Here is a 16,291-nt window from a genome sequence, read left to right on the forward strand (position 1 = left end):
TGGGCTGAGGCTCATGCCCATCGCTGCGGTTCGGCGCCCAGACAAGCAAAAAAGGGGCGTCATCCGACGCCCCGATTCACCACGTTAAAACCCCGACTTAGTGCTTGGCAGGCGGCCCGCCAGGGAACCACTTCTCCTGATAGTGGAAGAGGAAATACTGCGAGTTGTCTGCGCCAGGAGCGGCGGTGCGGGCGGTCCAGTGTTCGTCATGCAGGTCCATGTCGGCGTCGTATTCGACATGGCAGCCCATGGGGCTGTTGAAGTACCAGAACCAGTTGGAACCCAGTTGGTGGCGTCCCGGTCCCCAGAACGATTCATAACCCTTTTCCACGAACCGGGTGCCGGCCACCAGCACTTCGGTCGGGCCGCCCATGTGGAAGGTGAAGTGCTCGATGCCTTTCATGAACGGTGGCGTCTGGATCAGGAACAGGGTGTGGTGGTCCTGGGTTCCGCCCGGGCGCAGGAACGGGCCGGTCTCGGCGAAACGGTCGGTGCAGACGAAGCCGAGGCGCTGGTAGAAGGCTTCCGCTCTGGCCGGATCGGGAACGAAATACACCACGTGGGAAAGGCTGCGCGGCAGCGCCGGCATGTCGTCGCTGGCGCCCAGCGCGTTGATCGGCCGTGCAGCAGGCGCGCCAGGTGCATGGCTGGCTTCACCAGGCAGGTCGAGGGTGCGGCGCTGGGTGATGCGAAAGCCCAGGGCGAAGCCCATGTCGTCCACGCAACGCAGAACACCGTCTTCGCCGCGCAGCACCGCGCGGTCCTTGCTCAGCTCGGCCTCTATGGCCTGCAGGGTGGCTTCGTCAGCCACGCCATAAACGGTTTCACGCAGGGTCGTTGCGGTTTCCATTGCTGCCGGCAGGCGCGGGTCGTTGCGCGGACGGATCAGCACGCCGGTGCCGTCCAGGGCTTCGAGGTAGCCGCCGTTTTCATCCAGGTTGCAAGGCTTGAGACCGTAGTCGGTCATGTACTGCACGCAGTCGGCGACGTTGTCGACGCCGAACACCAGGTAGTCGGGTCCGATGATGTTCATGATCTTTTATCTTCTCTGCATTCAGGCGGTGCGGCCGCCGAGGTTCTCGGCAACCCAGTCGGCGATGAACTGGCCGGCGTTGATGGAGTTGTCGAAGCTGGAGTGCTGCACGCCGCCTTCGCGGGAGGTGAAAATCTTCAGTTCGCGTTTCGGGCTGTTGACCAGTTGCTCGTAGGTGCGGTGCGCCCACTTGAGCGGAATCTGCGAGTCTTGTTCGCCGTGGGTCACCAGGAACGGCACGCGGATTTTTTCCACCACGCCGTCGAGGTGGACGTTCTCGGCGATCTGCATGAATTCTTCGATGTCCTTGCCACCCCAGACCCAGCGAACGTGCTCCCAGTAATGCGGAACCGGGAAGCTGCCTTCGCGCTCCAGGCGGCGTTTCTGCACGTCACGCCAGTCATGGTTGGCGCCCCACACCACGCCGCAGGCGAAGCGCGGTTCGAAGGCGACGGCGCGGGGGCAGTAGTAACCGCCGAGCGACACGCCTTCGCAGCCGATGCGTTTTGCATCGATGTCCTGGCGGTCTTCCAGCCAGTCGACCACGCGGCTGGCCCAGTGCTCGGCGTCGTAGCGCGCCTTGAGGTCATGCAGGCGCAGCGCCTCGCCGGTGCCCGGCTGGTCGATCAGCAGCGAGGCGACGCCACGCTTGGCCAGCCAGGCCGGCAGGCCGACGCGGTATTTCATCTCCTTGGTGGAATCCAGGCCGTTGAGCTGGACCAGGATCGGTGCCGGGCCGCTGACGCCTTCGGCACGGACATAGAGGCCGGAGATCACCTTGCCTTCGTACGGAATTTCGACGCGCTCGCAGTTCTCTTTCGACAGCGCCACGCCACGGGCGAAGGTGTCGAGAAAGCGCTGATAGAGCGCCATGCGCCCCGGAGCACCGTGGGCCTGGAGGCGTTCGCACGTCAGGTAATAGGTCGCGGCGCGGTTGTATTTTTCGCCGGCGGAGAGCAGCCGCCCGAGCGCTTCATCCTCGCGGGCCATGTCGCAGAGCTTGTCGGCCATTTCGGCCCAGGTCTGACGAAAGGCCCGCGTGCCTTCGGCGTCGGGTTGCTTGGCGGCCTCCAGCAGGGGTTCGCACATTTCGACGATCTCGCCGATGCGTGCGCCCATTTCCAGGGCCAGGTTCACCGACAGGTTCCAAACGTAGTTGGTCGGGAAGTAGCGGAACATAGTGTTTTCCTTCTTGTTATGCGGATCGCCAGCAGCTTCGGGCGCGCAAGGCAGGTATCGACGGCACGCCGTCAGGCCACCGCTGATGACGCGAAGCAGGCGACGACCACCCTTCGGGCGGTGATTGCAAGCTCGCATGGGGTCAGGAAGTGGACAAATCGCTTGTTCGGATGCCAGCTATCTGGGGCGGCGATACCTGGAGACGGGGCGGTCGCAGGCATGGCGATTGCCGATGGTTCGCATCGCCAGTCTCGATTGGTTGCCTCAAGGAGGGGGAGGCTAGGGTACGCGGCCGTGCACGACGCGCAGGTTCCCAAGGAGGATGCCCTTGTCTGTTACCACCGTATTCGAAACGCTCCCGACCACCACGATTGGCGCCACGCTGGGCCGGCTCAGTGTTGGCGGCAAGTTGTCGCTGGGTTTTGCCCTGGTACTGTTCTGCACCCTGGGCATGGGGCTGGCCGCCTGGTATGCGTTGCAGGTCAATCAGGCCAGCAGCGCCCGCTTGAGCGCGCTGGAGCGCCTGCACAATCACCTGGTGCAGGCGAGGCAAGCCGAGAAGGAATTCGCGCTGCTCGCCAGCCCCGAATCAGCCAATCGCCTGGAGGCCGCTTTGAGTCTGTTGCAGGGCCAGGTATCCGAGGCTCAGTCCGGGGAAGCGTTCGAGCGCACCCTGCGTGAGCGTAGCGCCGACTACCTGCAAGGCTTCCGCGCGTATGCAACCGCGAGGCTGCAAGCCCAGGACGCGCGGCTGCGCATGCAGGCGCTGGCGCAGAGTGCGGGTCAGCGGTTTGCCGCGCTGTTCATCGATCAACTGGACGATATCAATACCGGGCTGGAGCAGGACCGACCGCCAGGCGCGACGGCCATGCAGCTTCTGGAAGATGCCGCGACGTTGCGCGAGCGCCTGGCCAATCTGCGCGACAGCGAGCTGTATTTCATCCTAGATCCGCAGCAGCGTTATCGCGATGACTGGGTCAACCGGGTCAGTGAACTCGGCAGTGCCTTGAGCAATCTGGCCGCGCAACTGGAGGGCGATCGCCGGCTAAGCCTGGGCGAAGCCGCCACGGCGCTGGAGGAATACCGACAGGCGTTCCTGCGCTACATCAGCAGCGGCGAGCAGGCGCTGGCGCAGCAGGGCAGCATGAACACCTCGGCGCAGCAGGCGATTCAGGCACTGGATGATGAGCGCGCGCGGGCATCCAGCGCCTGGGAGGCGCAGCGCCGTCGCCTGGATCTGCAACTGGCAGGCATGCTGGTGCTGGCGTTGCTGTCGAGCGTGAGTGCCTGCGTGCTGATCCGCCGCTCGATTGCCGTGCCGGTGCGGCAGATGCTGGCGCTGGCCCAGCGGGTTGCTGCGGGGGATTTGCAGGGGCGTCCGCCGCGCCTGGGGCGCAGTGATGAGCTGGGGCAATTGAACGACGCGATTGGCGTGATGCTGCAGGCGCTGCGCGAGCTGGTCGGGCGGATCGGCGAGGATGCCGATCAGCTCGACGCCGCCGCCGAAACCCTGGCTGAGATGGTTGAGCGTACCGGACGGGGCGTGCGGGCTCAGCGCCAGCAAACCGGCGATGTGCTGCACGCCATGCAGGCCATGACCCAGGCGACCGTTCAGGTCAACCAACGGGTGGAGGGCAGCCAGGCCAGCCTGGGCGAGGCCAGCGCCTTGATTCACGAGGGCGACCGCCTGGTGCGCGAGGCCAGTCAGAGCCTGCAGCGTCTGTCGCGGGAAATGGGTGCTGGGAGCGTCGCCATGCAGCTTTTGCAAAGCCAGAGCGAGGCCATCACGGGCGTGCTGGATGTGATCAGCGCGGTCGCCGAACAGACCAACCTGCTCGCCCTCAATGCCGCAATCGAAGCGGCGCGGGCCGGTGAGCATGGTCGTGGTTTCGCCGTGGTGGCGGACGAGGTTCGCGGGCTGGCCAGTCGCACCCGCGCCTCCACGGGGGAAATCGACGACATGATCCAGCGCCTCGGCCAGGTGACCCGCGACGCCGCGGCGAGCCTGGATGACAGCCAGCGTCTGACTGGCGAAGGCGTCGAACTGACCGCGCGGGCCAGCGCGGTTCTGGCGGCGATCACCCGCAGCATTGTCGAGGTCGAGAACGCCGGCCGGCACATCGCCGAGGCGGCGCGGACCCAGCATCATCTGGCGGGTCGCGTGGACGGTGCGGCGGGGGAGGTCGAGCGGGTGGTGGAGCAGAATGCCGAAGATTGCGCCCGTCTCGAAGAGGCCTGCGGCAGCCTGCAACGCCTCAGCGCCAGCCTGGGGCAGGCGCTGGGGGCATTTCGGCGCGGCGCATAGTGCAGGTGTTCAAGCGGCCAGCGGCGTGGTCGGGCGGTTGGCCATCTCCAGCAGTTTTTCGCGCAGCCAGGCCAGCACCGGGTCGCGGTCCAGGCTGCGATGCCAGCTCATGTATTCCTGCATGGCGGGGAGATTGACCGGTGGCGGCACGATACGCAGCGGCAGGTTACGCGCGTAGAGACGGGCGAGACGGCTGTGAACCGTGGCGACCCGCTGGGTGCCGATCACCAGTTGCGGCAGGGTATTGAAGTCGTGGGTGATCACTTCGATGCGGCGCTTGCAGCCGTACTCGCTCATGAACCATTCCTCGATACCGGGGGTGCGGTTGCGGCCGAACACCACCGAGACATGGCCCAGTTCCAGATACTGCTCCAGCGTCAGGCGTTCACCCACCGCGTGGTTGTCCTGGCAGATCACGCAGACATGCTGCTCCTCGAACAGCAACTGCGACGGGTGTTCCTTCACGATGTAGTGGTCCGGGGCGATCATCAGGTCGACCTCGCCGCGCATCAGCATTTCCCGGGCGGTTTCGCCGGGGCTGATCAGTTCGAAGGTGACCATGGGCGCCTGCTGGTTGATCTCGCGGATCACCTCGGCAAACAACACGCTGATCAGATAGTCCGAGGCCATGATGCGGAAATGGCGCTTGCTCTCGGCGATGTCGTGCACCGGTTTGGCGGTGATCGAGGTCTGGATTTTCAGCAGCACTTCACGCACCGGAATCTCCAGGTCGCGGGCCAGGGGCGTGAGCATCATCTTGCGTCCGACCTGCACCAGCAAGTCGTCTTCGAAGTAGGTCCGCAAGCGACCGAGTACGCCGCTGGTGGCCGATTGAGTCATGTGCAGACGCTCGGCGGCACGCGTGATGTTCTGCTCTTCGAGCAATACATCCAGCGCCACCAGGAGGTTCAGATCCAGGTGTTTGAAGCGCATGGCAGGCAATCTCTTGTTGTATTTATTTTCGCGATACCCTGCATCCCCAGTAACGATTAGTCAAATTGTTCGCGTGTTTCTAGCCTGTGCTTCCAGGCTCCCGATGGTGGCCGTCGCGTGAGCCGGAAAAGGCTGTGGTGACGGCTCCGGAGGGCCGGTCCACACAACAAGAACAAAGGATTCACGCATGAGCGATATCAACAAAGTACTGATCGTGGGCGGAGGCATCGGTGGCCTATGCGCGGCGATTGCACTGCGCCGCCAAGGGATCGAGGTCGATCTCGTGGAGATCAAGTCCGAGTGGACGGTCTACGGCGTCGGCATCATCCAGCAGAGCAACGTGGTGCGGGAAATGGCCCGCCTCGGGGTGCTTGACCGCTACCTCGACGCCGCCTATGCCTTCGAGGATGTCGGGATCTACGACCTGCAGGGCAAGGCCCTGGCGCGCATCCCCGGACAACGCCTCGCGGGGCCGCAATACCCCGCCAACGTCGGCATCTCGCGGCTGGCCCTGCATCAGGTCTTGAGTGATACCGCCATCGAACTGGGCACCCAGGTGCGCCTCGGTGTGACGGTGGAAACGTACGAAGAATTCCCGCGTGACCTGAACGTCACGTTCACCGACGGCAGCTCAGGCCGCTACGACCTGATGGTCGGCGCCGACGGGGTGTATTCGAAGGTTCGCGGCATGCTCTACGGCGATACCTACACCCCGCGCTTCACCGGCCAAGCCGTGTGGCGCTACAACTTCCCGCGCCACCCCTCCATCGACCACCTCGCCAGCTACACCGGTGCCGAAGGCAACGCCGGACTGGTGCCGCTGGCCGACAACCTGATGTACATGTTCTCCACCTCCCACGAGCCGAACAACCCCTGGTACGAGCAGGACCAACTGGCCGCCACCATGCGCGACCGTCTTGCCGGTATCGGCGGGCTGGTGGGCGAGTTGCGCGAGCAGATCACCGACAACAGCCAGGTGATCTACAAGCCGATGGAAGTGTTGTTCGTCGATGATCCGTGGTTCAAGGACCGCGTGGTACTTATCGGTGACGCGGCCCACGCCACCACCCCGCACCTTGGACAGGGCGCCGGCATGGCCATCGAGGATGCGCTGGTCCTGGCTGAGGAATTGTTCGGCGAGGGCGATCTGCGTACGCGTCTGCAACGCTTCATGATGCGGCGGTTCGACCGCTGCAAATACATCGCGGAAAACTCGATCATGGCGGGTGAGCGGGAGATGGCGAAGGATGCCGCTTTCGATCGCATCGGCCTGACCAAGGCCATGCTGGCGCGCACTGCCGAGCCTATTTGACCCTGAGCGCGGCACTGCCGGCAGTGCCGCTTTTCTGTTCGCCAGATGCGAGAAGCCAGCCGTGGCCACATTTCTTTGCCACCGTGAGCAACTGCTGGAAGGTCAGGCCCGTGGCTTTGATCCTTGGCAGCAGGGGCGCGACACGGTCATCGGGCTGCTGTGGCAGGGGGAGGTGAAGGCTTACCGCAATCTTTGCCCCCACCTCGACGTTGCCATGCAATACCGCAAGGACCGCTTCATGTCGGGTGATGGCCGTCACATCGTCTGTTTTGCCCACGGTGCGTTGTTTGATCCCGCCGATGGTGTTTGCCTGCTCGGGCCGTGCCTGGGGCAGGCGTTGCAGGCGCTGGTGGTGAAAACTGATGACGATCTCAAGCTGTGGGTTCATGCCTGAGCGTGTCTGCCCAACTTTGCCGCACCCTTGTGATGGGGCTTTAGCCAAACCAGGCAGAGCCCCGTAATTACGTCACACAAGGGCAGTTACACTCCTCCTGCTTCAGGTCTCGTTTGACCTGTTTGTCTCATTGCTCATTCGCGACTTCTTGATCTCGGTATTTATTTTCTGAGTACCAGTAGAACTTTCCGACTTACACCCCTCTAACAGTCGATTGTCGCGGTGATGGGTAATCGCCAGCATGCCGTGGTCGTGGTTGTACACATTCAGTGGCAAAGTGTTCCTGCCCAACCAGGCGCACCGCGTTGACAGGTTGAGTAGAATGCTCGCCGGTAAAGAGCTGCTGACGTCAGTCAGTGCTTTTTCCTCGGTTTCAATCAGCGGCTGCCACTGTTCAGAACAAAACATTGAGGATCTACATCTTGATCTGGTTTCTTGAAGGACAGTCCAGTCAGCGTGACATTATTCTGGGCGCCCGTGATGCACTTCCTTCTGAAGTGAAAATCTTCGCATCGCATCGTCAGGATCGTCCGGAAATCACCAGCATCGCTGATGTAGCCTTTATGGAGCCCAAGGACGATCAGCAACGTATCGACTGGATTATCCAGACGTCTGAAGCCCATGGCATCAAGGTGATTCTGGCTGGAAGGGCAGGGCGTATCCATGAGGCTGAGCGGCATCGTTTCGAGTCCGCCGGCCTGAAGCTCGTCACTGGCGGCCTGTCATTGGAAACCTTTGATCTCGTCGACGACAAGAGCAGGTTCACCGCCGAGGCCGAGAAGGCCGGGTTGAACTGTGTTCCGGCGATCACCGTGAACAATGCCCGTGAACTGGTGGATGCCTATGAGATTCTCCGGGCACAGGGCGAGGTGTGCGTGAAGCCGGCAGTAGGCATCTATGGTCAAGGTTTCTGGCGGTTCAAAGAGTCGGTCGATCCATTCCGCTGCTTCGCCAACCCAGACGCACGGGATGTCGATTTCGAGACCTATCTCGCGGCTTACAGCACCAAGGCAGACCGGCCACCCATGCTTGTGATGCCTTATATGAACGGCTCGGAATGTTCTGTCGATATGGTGTGTGAGGCTGGGCGCCCCGTTGCCTATGTTGGCCGGCGCAAACAAGGCTTGCATCAAACATTCGAGAGAAATTCCGCTGCAGTTGAACTCGCGCTGAGCGCCGCTGCTCACTTCAAATGCGATGGTCTCGTCAATGTTCAGACACGGGATAACGCTGTTGGCGTCCCGCATCTGCTGGAAATCAACCCGCGTTATTCCGGGGGCATCGGATATACCCGCCACACAGGTATCAACCTCCCTGGAATCTTCGCCACTCGACAACTTGGTTTACCCGAGCCTGCGACCGATTGGCAGGCAAACGTCAGAGTCAAAGCTGTTACCGTTGCGGTGCCGGTGGCGAACTGATATCTAACCCAACTCAGCCTCGATATCACTTCGGCATGAGTTGGACGGATTCAAAATCAAGGAGCGATTCAGGCATGACAGCGCTAGCGCTTGGCGCGAATACCACGTTGGGATCGGCTCAGTGTTCCTGGACTATCGAGTGTGCGAATACTTCTGCTTTTGGGGAGTACGCTGCGATCGCACTACTTCCTACGGATGACAAGCGTCACTCCAAAGGCGAGCCCGCTCTGTTCCACCTTGAGCAGCCCTGGATGGATTGGGTCGGCAGACCTGAGCGCCCGGGTTGTACGCTGAATCTCGCTGCGCTGCCGGCCGGTGCGGACCGTTTGGTCCTTGTGGTCTACACCTTCTCTGCTGCGGGCCCGGTCAGCGAGCTTCGTTCGTTGCGGCTGCAGCTTGATGGCCAAGTCGAGTCCCATCTGGATCTCAGCGCGAATGGTGAATCAGCCATCATCATTGGCGAGTTCTATTCTCGTAATCAGGCTTGGAAGTTCCGGGCGTTGGCGGAAGGCTCTGCTTATGGGCTATCGGCCCTGGGGCGCAGGATCGGCCTGGAGATCGACGATGCCCATCCTCATCGGCGCTCGTCGCCTTCCGATGCAAACCGGTCACGTAGCAGCGCAACCGGGACCGGGTTTGCAGTAACCACCACACACATCCTCACCTGTGCACATGTCATTGAAGACATGCAGGAAATCCATGTTTCTTCGTTCGAGGGAAGGCACCGTGCCGAGCCGGTGGTAGTGGATCGCCGCAACGACCTGGCGCTGCTGCGAGTGCAGAACTCGCCGTTGCTCAAGCCCGCCTCATTCCGTGATGGCGCGCGTTGTGACCTGGGAGAACCGGTCGTAGCACTGGGCTTTCCCTTGGCGGGTCTGGCCGGGGGCGGGATCCATGCGACCCAGGGCGGAGTATCGGCACTGTTCGGTTTGCACAACGACGCCAGCGTATTGCAGTTCACCGCCCCCATTCAGCCAGGCTCCAGTGGCAGTCCGCTTTTTGATACTTCGGGTGCTGTTATTGGAATGGTGACTTCCACGGTACCTGACGCACAGAACATGAATTTCGCGGTGAAGGCCGGGCTCACTTTGGCTTTCTTGAATGCGTGTGGCATCCAGGCTCTTCGATCTGACTCCGACACTACCTTCACTACCGCGCAGATCACCCGCGAGGCGCAGCATGGCCTATGGAAAATCGAAGCGCGTAACCCTTAGCAACACTTGAGTTGAACCCCAGGAAAAGAGGTGTCAGGTCACCGACCTCGCACCCGATCAGGAAGCAGTCATGGAAAGCAACGTAGTACCCACATCCCTTAGCGCTCAACTCACGCGGGGAGTGCTCGAAGTCAATGTTGACGACGCTGTCCTGACGCCGGCCGAGTTGTTCGGCTTTGCCGAGCGCCGAAACCCCAAACGCGCATTTCTTTTTGTTTCAAAGGTGCTGGGGCGCCATATACCCGTGCGTCCGTCCATCATGCGCGCTTCTTTCGAAAGCCTGGCAGCTGAAATTCCGGCTGATCTTCCGGGGCCGGTGCTGGTAATCGGCATGGCCGAAACGGCGGTGGGCCTGGGCGCCGGTGTACACCGCGCCTACAGTGCGACGCGCTCGGACACCGTGTATCTGGTCAGCACGCGCCATCCGGTGGGCACCGAATTGTTCACCCGATTCGAGGAAGAACACAGCCACGCCAGTGCTCATCTCATCCACCTGCCTGTCGATCCGGATCTTCGCGAGCGCATGCTCAAGGCTCGATCACTGGTACTGGTTGATGACGAAGCCTCAACCGGAAAGACGTTCGTCAATTTGCACCGTGCCCTTGTCGATGCTGGCCTGAGTCATATCGAACGGGTGGTGACCTGCGTGCTGACGGACTGGTCGGTGGGTGCTGCGCAGCAAATCATCGGAGCGTCGGCAAGCTCGGTCGCACTCATGAAAGGGTCTTACCAGTTTCATGAGGACCTGCATGCCCCTTTGCCGGACATGCCGGACGTCGGCACTGTATCGATGGGCGACTGGCCGCTGTCGCCGGATCGCGACTGGGGGCGTCTGGGCGTGAGCCATGTGGAAGATAGCCTTGCGCCTGACCTGCAGGTTCGCGCCGGTGAGCGCATCATCGTGATCGGTACCAGCGAGTTTGTCTGGCGCCCGTTCCTGCTGGCTGAGCGCCTGGAGCGCGCGGGGGCCGATGTTCATTTCAGCTCCACCACACGCTCTCCCATCGCCATCGGCCATTCCATCAAGCATGCGCTGTCGTTTTCCGACAACTATGGCCTTGGTATCCCGAACTTCCTCTACAACGTCGAGCCCGGTCAGTTCGACCGGGTGCTGATATGCACGGAAACACCACTGCCGGCGGTTTCGGCGCAGTTGGTGGCCGCCTTGGGCGCGGAGGTAATCGTCGATGGCCAATAATCGCCCGCTGATCTTCGTTGACCTTGATGACACGCTGTTTCAGACCGCGCGCAAAATGCCGGAAGGGACGCCGAGAACGCCGGCGACCCTCGATGTGAACGGTCAACCCAACGGCTACATGAACCCCGTCCAGTATGCGTTCGTCAACTGGTTGCTGGACTGCGCCGATGTCGTTCCGGTAACGGCCCGCAGTGTCGAGGCATACAGTCGCGTGAGCCTGCCGTTTACCCACGGCGCCATTTGCTCGCACGGCGGCACCATGCTGCGCCGCGACGGCTCGCTTGATCAGGATTGGCACACGCGGATGAGCGATGCCCTGGGGGCATTTCAAGACCGCTTGCCGCTGCTGAGCGAGGCGACGTTGCAGATCGGCGAGGAACTTGGCCATTCCCTGCGTGGCTGGGTGGTGGAAGAGGAGGGGCTGCGCCACTACGTGGTGACCAAACATAACGAATCCGATGACGCGGTGCTGGCTGATGTGCTGGCTCACGTCCAGTCCCGGGGTTTGCTGAAGGGCATGCATGTCCATGGCAATGGCAACAACCTTGCGTTCCTGCCTGAGCACCTGGCCAAACGCATGGCTGTCGAGGAATGGTTGCGCCGTGATCGCGACGTGAATGGCGAGCGACCGGTATTGGGTTTTGGTGACAGCATCACCGATCTTGGATTCATGGACCTCTGTCACTGGTGGGCAACGCCGTCGCGCAGCCAACTGGCCGGTGCCGTGGAGAAAATGATCCGTGACTGACCTTCTCGCAAGCCTGATGACCGTGGGCAGCGGTAGCTACGCATCGGCAGACGTGCATTTTCTCCTGCAGGCCATGCAGATGCAGGTTACAGATGTCGAGGAAAAGGAGCGCCTGATCCAGACGAAGCAGAAACACTATTCAGACATGATCGGCATGGAGCATGTGCCGACGGCCATGCATATGACCCTGTATGCGCGAGCGCTGGCCCAGAACGGCAAACGCATGGCAACGGATGTTCAGGCGCTGGCCCAGGCACTGAATGCCGCTTGCCACGGTCCGTCCATTGCCTTGGTTTCCTTCGTTCGTGCCGGTCTGCCGCTGGGTGTCCTGTTGCGTCGTGCACTGACCGGAATGGGCCGCGATGCTCATCACTATGGCGTCAGTATCATTCGTGACCGCGGGATCGACCGTGTGGCCCTGGAGGCAATCATCCAGGCGCATGGCGCCGAGAATATCGTCTTCGTCGATGGCTGGACCGGGAAGGGAGCCATTTCGGGCGAGCTCAAGCGAACCCTGGCCGGGGACGAGCGCTTTGCGCCAGAACCTCGCCTCGTGGTTCTGGCCGATCCCTGCGGGCGTGCCTGGTTGGCGGCGTCCTCGGATGATTGGCTCATCCCTTCGGGAATTCTCGGCGCAACGGTCTCTGGCCTGGTGTCACGCTCCATCTGGCCAGCGCAGGGCGGACTGCATGGCTGCGTTGTCTACGACCACCTGCAAGCGCATGACGTGACCCGTGAGTTCGTCGACCAGATCGAAGTCGAGCGCCGCACGTTGGGCGAAACGTTGACGGCAACAGCCTGGACTGTTGAGCAGCGTCGGGAATTGCAATTGGGCGCGGACGGTGTGGTGACGGCCCTTGCCGCTCGGTTTGCCATCAGCAACCTCAATCGAATCAAACCGGGTATCGCCGAGGCCACCCGGGCGGTCTTGCGCCGCGTGCCTGAACACGTGCTGGTACGCAGCCGCGATGATGAGGACGTCCAGTTGCTGATGCACCTGACGGACAGCGCTGGAGTGACGGTCGAGGAAGCGGGTGCAGAGTTGGGGCCTTATCGCGCGGTGACCATTATCCGGAGCGTCAACTGATGAGGGTGATTTCACCGTTCGCCCTGGGCGCGACGCTTTATATGCCGGCCACTCGTGGTGACATGCTCGAGGTGGTGTTCGGCGCCAAATTTCCCGAGCTGCGCTCTCTCGTTGTTTGTCTGGAAGATGCCGTATCGTCAATCGATGTCGAGAGCGCGCTGGAGAACCTCAAGACGCTGCTCCTGGCCATCAATGCCTGTGGCGGGCGTCCCGAGCATGGGCCGCTGCTCTTCGTCCGACCGCGTGACGCGGCAATGGCCGCCATCCTCAATGACTGGCCATTGATGAAGCATGTCGATGGTTTCGTCGTGCCGAAGCTGACCCTGCTGTCGCTCCCGGCATGGGAGCAGGCAATCAGCAATCCGGACCTGTACCTGATGCCAACCCTGGAAACCGCTGACGTCTTTAACCCGGGTGCCATGGTGGAGTTGGGGCAGGCGCTCAAGTCCAGCCTGAACCAGCGGATCATCGCGCTACGCATTGGCGGCAACGACCTGATGGGTTGCCTGGGACTGCGTCGCAATCCTGTGACCACGCTGTACAGCACGCCGATGAGCTACGTCATTCCCATGCTCGCCGGAATCATGGGCGCGCAAGGTTTCGCGCTGACGGCGCCGGTGTTCGAGCAACTGGCGACGCCTCTGTTATTGAAGGAGGAGCTGGAACTGGATATCTCTCATGGGTTAGTCGGAAAAACCGCCATCCATCCCAGCCAGATCAGCCTCATTCAAGACGCGCTCCGGGTCAGCCTCGAAGATCTCAATTGCGCCCGGCTGATCGCCAATGACGTGGCCCCTGCCGTTTTTCGGCACAACGATGCCATGTGCGAGCCAGCCACTCATTACAAGTGGGCGACGAACATTCTCGAACGCGCCAAATGGCACGGGGTCAAGCCCGCGGAAGCGGGTGGCGGCGAACCCGGGTTCCGTCTCGCGGAGATCAATGGATGAGTCTGGATATGCTCGAAGCCGGCCCGGAAGGGGCAAAGGTGCTCTCGGTGTTCGACTTCGATGGCACGCTGACCCGGCACGATAGCTTCGTCCCGTTTCTGCGCTTTGCTTTCGGCAAGCGTGAGTTTTTACGCCGTGTCCTCAAGCTGGTGCTGCCCAGCCTCAGGTATGTCATGCGAGGCATGACCCGGGATGAACTCAAGGCTCATCTGATCAGTACTTTCCTGACCGGCGTGGAGGCTTCCTGGTTGAGAAGCCGGTCCGTGGCGTTCTGTGAACACAGTTGGTCTGGACTCATGCGCCCGTCCGGCCTGCGTGCGGTGGAGTCCGAGCTGGCCTCCGGGGCCGAGGTCACGCTGTGTTCTGCGTCGCCCGCGCTGGTGCTGCAGCCCTTTGCGAATCGCCTTGGGGTCAAGCTGATCGGCACCGAGCTTGAAGTGATTGATGACCGCTTGACCGGCCGAATCAACGGCAACAACTGCCGCTGTGAACACAAGGTCCTTCGGCTCGAAGCGGTCTACGGCCCATTGACCCAATACCGCCTCAGGGCCTGGGGCGATACCCGTGGCGACCACGAACTGCTGGCCGCCGCCCAGGATCCTCACTGGCGTCATTTTCACCCTGCGTGGCGGCGATCCCGCGCGCAATTTGGCAAAGCCGGGAACCTACCCGACTCTCAACGGAACACCAAAGATCAACATGGAGCGTAAGCATGGCACTCACCCTGAGCAAAAATCAGAGCATCTCGCTGGAGAAAACTGCCGGCACTGGCTTGACCTCGGTCAGCCTGGGGCTGGGTTGGGATCCCGTGAAACCGACAGGCTTCTTTTCCAAGCTATTGGGTGGTAACGAATCGATCGATCTCGATGCGTCGTGCATCGTTCTGGACGCTGGCCTGAATCCGGTTGATGTGGTCTGGTTCCGTCAGCTGCAGTCCCGGGACGGCTCGATCAACCATTCCGGCGACAACCTCACGGGCGAAGGCGATGGCGACGATGAAACCATCTACGTCGACTTGCAGCGCCTGCCCGCCACCGTTCAGTACCTGGTGTTCACCGTCAACAGCTTCCGCGGGCAGACCTTCGAGCAGGTTCAGAATGCCTACTGCCGCGTGTTGGACCAGTCCACCAACAAGGAACTGGCGCGTTTCAACCTGGCCGAGAAAGGCGGGCATACCGGTGTGGTAATGGCCAGCCTCAGCCGTGACAGCGGTGGCTGGCAATTCAAGGCCATCGGCCAGTCCACCAATGGCCGTACTGCCGAAGAGCTGGTCGACCTGGCCATCCGGGCGGTGCGCGGATGACTACCCTGACGCCTGGTGGTAATGCGCCGGTAGCCTCCGGCCAACTGCGTGTCGATATCAATTATTCGCCCATTCCTGGCGCTGATATCGACGTTTCCGCCTTCGCGCTGGGCAGTGCGGGCAAGGTCCGTGGTGACGGTGACATGTGCTTCTATGGGCAGACCGGCATTCTCGGTGGGGCGATCCAGTTGAGTGCGACCTCGCCGGGGCGGGCCGAATTTACCCTGGATCTCGCACGTCTCGATACGTCCGTGGAAAAAGTCGCGCTGACGGCGACCATCCACGAGAACAAGGCGAGTTTCGATCGTGTGTCCACGCTGTCGCTGGCGGTCAGCGGTGGTATCGAAGCACAGATTCCTACCCGTGGCATGAGCGAGACGGCGCTGATTCTCGGCGAGTTCTATCTGCGCCAGGGGTTGTGGAAATTCCGCTGCGTGGGCCAGGGCTTTGCCGGCGGCCTGGAACCACTGGCCAGGCATTTTGGCGTCGAGGTCGCGGCGCCGGCGAGCCCCGCGCCGGCTGCGAGCCCGACTCCGGCTCCGGCTCCGGTCCCGCCGGTACCTGCTGCGCCGAAGTCCTCGGTCAGTCTCAGTAAAGTCACCCTGGATAAAACCCGCTCCAGCATCAGCCTGGAGAAAACCGCTGCCGGTTTCGGCGAAATCAAGGTCAACCTGAACTGGCACCGTGGCAGCGGCGGCGGTTTCTTCAGTCGCAACAAATCCATCGACCTGGACGTGGGCTGTCTCTACGAACTTCAGGATGGTGAAAAAGGAGCGGTCCAGGCGCTCGGCAACAGCTTTGGCGATCTGGACTACGCACCCTTCATCCAGCTCATGGGGGACGACCGCACAGGATCGGTCGCCGGTGGCGAATGGCTGCATATCAACGGCAAGAAGTGGAGCGAGATTCGCCGCATCCTGATCTACGCCTTCATCTACGAAGGTGCGCCCAACTGGCGGGCTACCGACGGTGTCGTCACGATCTTCGTTCCCGGTCAGCCGGAAATCGAGGTTCGTCTCAATGAAGAAGGCGGCAGCCTGGGCATGTGCGCGATCGCGATGCTCGAGAACGTCGGCGGAGGCGTCAAGGTTACCCGCCGGGTCGACTTCCACCAGGGTCACCGCAAAATGGACGAAGCCTACGGCTGGGGCATGCGCTGGTCCGCCGGCTCGAAATGAACAACTGATCCAGCGCAGCCATCTGGCTGCGCTGAA

General features: G+C 61.8%; 15 protein-coding genes and 1 pseudogene. 13 read left to right on the forward strand and 3 right to left on the reverse strand.

From position 1 onward, the window contains the following. Positions 1-97: 97 nt before the first annotated feature. Positions 98-1,033: a VOC family protein gene (locus HWV67_RS12505; RefSeq protein ID WP_175651453.1), complete on the reverse strand. Its 936-nt coding sequence runs from the start codon at positions 1,031-1,033 to the stop codon at positions 98-100. Positions 1,034-1,054: 21 nt separating this feature from the next. Beyond that, positions 1,055-2,212: an alpha/beta hydrolase family protein gene (locus HWV67_RS12510; protein WP_175651454.1), complete on the reverse strand. Its 1,158-nt coding sequence runs from the start codon at positions 2,210-2,212 to the stop codon at positions 1,055-1,057. Between the two features lie 1,252 nt (positions 2,213-3,464). Between HWV67_RS12510 and HWV67_RS32090 the strand changes: the two are divergent. Further along, positions 3,465-3,656: pseudogene (locus tag HWV67_RS32090) on the forward strand (HAMP domain-containing protein); the annotation flags it as partial. Between the two features lie 75 nt (positions 3,657-3,731). Then, positions 3,732-4,517: a methyl-accepting chemotaxis protein gene (locus HWV67_RS32095; protein ID WP_371929305.1), complete on the forward strand. Its 786-nt coding sequence runs from the start codon at positions 3,732-3,734 to the stop codon at positions 4,515-4,517. 9 nt (positions 4,518-4,526) lie between these two features. Here HWV67_RS32095 and HWV67_RS12520 read toward each other — a convergent pair whose 3' ends face one another. Then, positions 4,527-5,450: a LysR family transcriptional regulator gene (locus HWV67_RS12520; protein WP_175651456.1), complete on the reverse strand. Its 924-nt coding sequence runs from the start codon at positions 5,448-5,450 to the stop codon at positions 4,527-4,529. Positions 5,451-5,637: 187 nt separating this feature from the next. Between HWV67_RS12520 and HWV67_RS12525 the strand changes: the two genes are divergently transcribed. From HWV67_RS12525 to HWV67_RS12575, 11 genes are all read left to right on the forward strand, one after another. Next, entirely contained in the window at positions 5,638-6,762 is a 1,125-nt protein-coding gene (locus HWV67_RS12525; protein WP_175651457.1) for an FAD-dependent oxidoreductase, read from the forward strand. A 61-nt stretch (positions 6,763-6,823) separates the two neighbouring features. Further along, positions 6,824-7,156 (forward strand): Rieske (2Fe-2S) protein, encoded by a 333-nt coding sequence (locus tag HWV67_RS12530; protein WP_175651458.1) that lies wholly within the window; start codon positions 6,824-6,826, stop codon positions 7,154-7,156. 422 nt (positions 7,157-7,578) lie between these two features. Further along, the gene (locus HWV67_RS12535; RefSeq protein ID WP_175651459.1) at positions 7,579-8,577 is read left to right on the forward strand and encodes an ATP-grasp domain-containing protein; all 999 of its coding nucleotides are present in this window, start codon (positions 7,579-7,581) and stop codon (positions 8,575-8,577) included. A 74-nt stretch (positions 8,578-8,651) separates the two neighbouring features. Further along, positions 8,652-9,791 carry a trypsin-like peptidase domain-containing protein gene (locus tag HWV67_RS12540; RefSeq protein ID WP_175651460.1) on the forward strand — a complete coding sequence of 380 codons (1,140 nt, stop codon included), beginning with the start codon at positions 8,652-8,654 and terminating at the stop codon, positions 9,789-9,791. 70 nt (positions 9,792-9,861) lie between these two features. Beyond that, positions 9,862-10,989: a phosphoribosyltransferase domain-containing protein gene (locus HWV67_RS12545; RefSeq protein WP_175651461.1), complete on the forward strand. Its 1,128-nt coding sequence runs from the start codon at positions 9,862-9,864 to the stop codon at positions 10,987-10,989. Continuing rightward, positions 10,979-11,737, forward strand: a complete 759-nt coding sequence (locus HWV67_RS12550) for a trehalose phosphatase (protein WP_175651462.1) — start codon at positions 10,979-10,981, stop codon at positions 11,735-11,737. Before HWV67_RS12545 ends, HWV67_RS12550 begins: the two co-directional genes overlap by 11 nt. Further along, on the forward strand, positions 11,730-12,824 hold the full coding sequence (locus HWV67_RS12555; protein WP_175651463.1) for a cysteine protease StiP family protein: 1,095 nt from the start codon (positions 11,730-11,732) through the stop codon (positions 12,822-12,824). The genes HWV67_RS12550 and HWV67_RS12555 overlap by 8 nt, the downstream gene beginning before the upstream one ends. After that, positions 12,824-13,774: an HpcH/HpaI aldolase/citrate lyase family protein gene (locus HWV67_RS12560; RefSeq protein ID WP_095156875.1), complete on the forward strand. Its 951-nt coding sequence runs from the start codon at positions 12,824-12,826 to the stop codon at positions 13,772-13,774. Before HWV67_RS12555 ends, HWV67_RS12560 begins: the two co-directional genes overlap by 1 nt. Then, entirely contained in the window at positions 13,771-14,484 is a 714-nt protein-coding gene (locus tag HWV67_RS12565) for an HAD family hydrolase (RefSeq protein WP_175651464.1), read from the forward strand. Before HWV67_RS12560 ends, HWV67_RS12565 begins: the two co-directional genes overlap by 4 nt. 2 nt (positions 14,485-14,486) lie before the next feature. Next, positions 14,487-15,077, forward strand: coding sequence for a TerD family protein (locus HWV67_RS12570; RefSeq protein ID WP_175651465.1), 591 nt, complete (start codon positions 14,487-14,489; stop codon positions 15,075-15,077). Then, on the forward strand, positions 15,074-16,255 hold the full coding sequence (locus tag HWV67_RS12575) for a TerD family protein (RefSeq protein ID WP_175651466.1): 1,182 nt from the start codon (positions 15,074-15,076) through the stop codon (positions 16,253-16,255). Before HWV67_RS12570 ends, HWV67_RS12575 begins: the two co-directional genes overlap by 4 nt. Positions 16,256-16,291 lie beyond the last annotated feature (36 nt).

Origin of the sequence: Pseudomonas sp. Marseille-P9899 (assembly GCF_903166565.1) — a bacterium.
GTDB lineage: Bacteria > Pseudomonadota > Gammaproteobacteria > Pseudomonadales > Pseudomonadaceae > Aquipseudomonas > Aquipseudomonas huaxiensis.

Excerpts from the sequence above, each read along its gene's own strand:
- HWV67_RS12540 (WP_175651460.1), top strand. The coding sequence starts at position 8,652 with ATGACAGCGCTAGCGCTTGGCGCGAATACCACGTTGGGATCGGCTCAG.
- HWV67_RS12575 (WP_175651466.1), top strand. The coding sequence starts at position 15,074 with ATGACTACCCTGACGCCTGGTGGTAATGCGCCGGTAGCCTCCGGCCAA.
- HWV67_RS12570 (WP_175651465.1), top strand. The coding sequence starts at position 14,487 with ATGGCACTCACCCTGAGCAAAAATCAGAGCATCTCGCTGGAGAAAACT.
- HWV67_RS12525 (WP_175651457.1), top strand. The coding sequence starts at position 5,638 with ATGAGCGATATCAACAAAGTACTGATCGTGGGCGGAGGCATCGGTGGC.
- HWV67_RS12520 (WP_175651456.1), bottom strand. The coding sequence starts at position 5,450 with ATGCGCTTCAAACACCTGGATCTGAACCTCCTGGTGGCGCTGGATGTA.
- HWV67_RS12565 (WP_175651464.1), top strand. The coding sequence starts at position 13,771 with ATGAGTCTGGATATGCTCGAAGCCGGCCCGGAAGGGGCAAAGGTGCTC.
- HWV67_RS12505 (WP_175651453.1), bottom strand. The coding sequence starts at position 1,033 with ATGAACATCATCGGACCCGACTACCTGGTGTTCGGCGTCGACAACGTC.
- HWV67_RS12560 (WP_095156875.1), top strand. The coding sequence starts at position 12,824 with ATGAGGGTGATTTCACCGTTCGCCCTGGGCGCGACGCTTTATATGCCG.
- HWV67_RS12545 (WP_175651461.1), top strand. The coding sequence starts at position 9,862 with ATGGAAAGCAACGTAGTACCCACATCCCTTAGCGCTCAACTCACGCGG.
- HWV67_RS12510 (WP_175651454.1), bottom strand. The coding sequence starts at position 2,212 with ATGTTCCGCTACTTCCCGACCAACTACGTTTGGAACCTGTCGGTGAAC.
- HWV67_RS12550 (WP_175651462.1), top strand. The coding sequence starts at position 10,979 with ATGGCCAATAATCGCCCGCTGATCTTCGTTGACCTTGATGACACGCTG.
- HWV67_RS32095 (WP_371929305.1), top strand. The coding sequence starts at position 3,732 with ATGGTTGAGCGTACCGGACGGGGCGTGCGGGCTCAGCGCCAGCAAACC.